General features: G+C 56.8%; 3 protein-coding genes. 2 read left to right on the top strand and 1 reads right to left on the bottom strand.

The annotated features are described in order from the left end of the window. Positions 1 to 260 (bottom strand): hypothetical protein (locus tag EN939_RS38695; protein WP_206528378.1); only part of this gene is annotated, 260 nt, incomplete at its 3' end. 141 nt (positions 261 to 401) lie between these two features. On the opposite strand from EN939_RS38695, the gene EN939_RS30575 reads away from it, so the two are divergent. Continuing rightward, entirely contained in the window at positions 402 to 1,418 is a 1,017-nt protein-coding gene (locus tag EN939_RS30575) for an acyltransferase family protein (protein ID WP_164748683.1), read from the top strand. Between the two features lie 496 nt (positions 1,419 to 1,914). Next, positions 1,915 to 2,274: a calcium-binding protein gene (locus EN939_RS30570; RefSeq protein ID WP_127271250.1), complete on the top strand. Its 360-nt coding sequence runs from the start codon at positions 1,915 to 1,917 to the stop codon at positions 2,272 to 2,274. Positions 2,275 to 2,298 lie beyond the last annotated feature (24 nt).

Genomic DNA, 2,298 nt, shown 5'->3' with positions numbered 1-2,298 from the left:
GCCTTATGACCGCTCGAATAAGCGAAACCAGCGATGCAAACACTCGCGGCGATTGCAAGCGCTGCAGACTTGGCGTTCATTGATATTTTCGCCTCTCGAATCAACTTGGGGAGAATTCGTCCATGGAAGACAGTTTGACTGAAATAGCGGCGCGGCTCCAGATGCTCTGGAAGGCTTGGGCTCCCGCAATCGGCCTTGGCGTTGCCGCAGCCATCGGCATGATTTGGACCGTTTATTTGCCGATAGTTGGGCTTCGCCATCTGCTCGGGTACAACTAGCGGGGACTCGGCCCCTGGGCCGCCAGGGCCGGTTGAATGCGCGCCGCTAGGCCGAGAGCCTACCAATGGCCAAGCCGCTGTTTAGCTTCGACAGTTGCAGGACGGCTTGGTCCCGGAGGCATAATGATCGTTCCGAAAAGATCGTATCGATCCATCCAGGGTTTACGGGCGATCGCCGCTTGGATGGTCGTCCTCGGGCACGCAGTCATAGAGGCAAACGCACTGTCCGGCCAGAATACCCTCATGCCCCTTCGCCCATACACTGACGTCATATGCCATTTTGGTGTCGATATCTTTTTCGCCATAAGTGGGGCGATAATGTATTTGATCACGCAGCGAAGACAGGATGCCGGACGGATAGCGGACGCTGGTCGTTTCACGCTCCGGCGCGTACTGCGCATACTTCCTTTGTTCTGGCTGTCCATGATTCTCACGCTCTGGACCGGGAGGGGCACGCCGCCACCTGACGTGTGGGCCTGGACGCGCCAGCTCTTCCTCATCGATTTCCCTTTGCCCCAGCCAGTCGGCTGGACGCTTGTATTCGAGATCAGGTTCTATGTGCTGGTTGCTGTCATCGTGATGATATTTCGAAACCGCAAGCTGGGTTTTGCCGCTCTGGCTGTCTTTCTTCTGCTGGTATCGCAGGTTTGGCCGACAGCCGAAACGATGACAAGCCCGATCATGTTGGAATTTGTGATGGGGATCGCTGTCGCGGCGGTATGCCAATCAGGGATCCGCTTGCCGGCGAGCTTGCTGCTCTTGGGCGCCGTGGGCTGGTTTCTCTATGCCTCTATTTGGTTATACCCCACCATGGAGATCAATGCGTTCCGCTGGTACGGCTTCGGTCCGCCTGCCGCGTTGTTACTTTGCGCGGCGATGATGCTGGAGCGCGATGGCAAGCTGAGGACGCCATCACTGGCGCTGGCTGCCGGAAACGCTAGCTACAGCACGTATCTCTGGCACCTGGGCCTGATAGGCGTATTGAGCTCGTTCTGGTCGCGTAGCCCCCTGGCGAGCGTTGTCTATCTTTTTGCGTTGCTTTTCCTGACGGCCGTCGTCAGCGCAGTGAGCTATCGCTTGATCGAGCGACCGCTTATCGTGCTTTCGAAACGCCGCGTAGAGAGCGGGGAACTCCATTAAGCCCTGAATTTTGGATTGCCCCAGCGGCTTCGATCTGGCTGAATGGGCGATTTAAAGAGTATGTGCGTTGACATCGCCCCAGCCTAAGACCGCACACCGAACAAAGCGGGCTCCCTTGCAAAGACTCTCGTCCTGGTAGGCCTGAAATTGGAAATCGATGTTCAGTGCGCACCCGCAAAGAGCGAGCCTATGAGACCGTCCGGACCGAGATCGTCAAGATCAAAACTGCTATGGAGGCTCATCACGGAATTCAATTGGAGCGACTACGTCATCGCCGCAATCCTAGTCGCGGCAAATTATGGTTTGATTTCTGCAGTCACCGGGGCTTGGCCAATCGAATACGGCTACATTCGGCTACTACTCGATTTCTAGCCGCGCAGATCAGCACGCCCTGCCATCTTATCGACAATCATGGCTTAGCTGATCAGGCCATTTCGCCCGGCAGTTGCGAGCAGCTGGATCTTGTGCAACTCTTTCAAACTGGGGGAGTGGGCACATGTATTGGCAAAGGGTGTTGTCTTTAGGGGCTTTGCTCCTCTTTTCTGCTTGCACATCCGACTACTTGAACAACTATGACTCGGTGACGCTCGCGGCCGGCGATGCGAACCACGCCAACATGCTTCTGCAGACCGTCGATCCTCTCAATCCAAACAGCAACAACACCCACATCGAGGGCGACGGCGCCCGCGCGGTGGCCGCCTTCAACGCGTATCGGCGCGTGGCGCCCGCTGGTGGTGCCGACTTGGACTGTGCAGGCGGCAAGGGAAACAATCCGGTTGTAGCCGGTCCTGTGAAAATCACTGGTGCTGACACCAACCGGCTGGATGGCGATCACGACGGCGTAGGCTGCGAGTAAATGGACAAATCCCGATACGACAAT

The organism is Mesorhizobium sp. M7A.F.Ca.CA.002.05.1.1 (assembly GCF_003998335.1).
Classification (GTDB): Bacteria; Pseudomonadota; Alphaproteobacteria; order Rhizobiales; family Rhizobiaceae; genus Mesorhizobium.
This window is presented reverse-complemented; position numbering and strand designations above follow the sequence as displayed.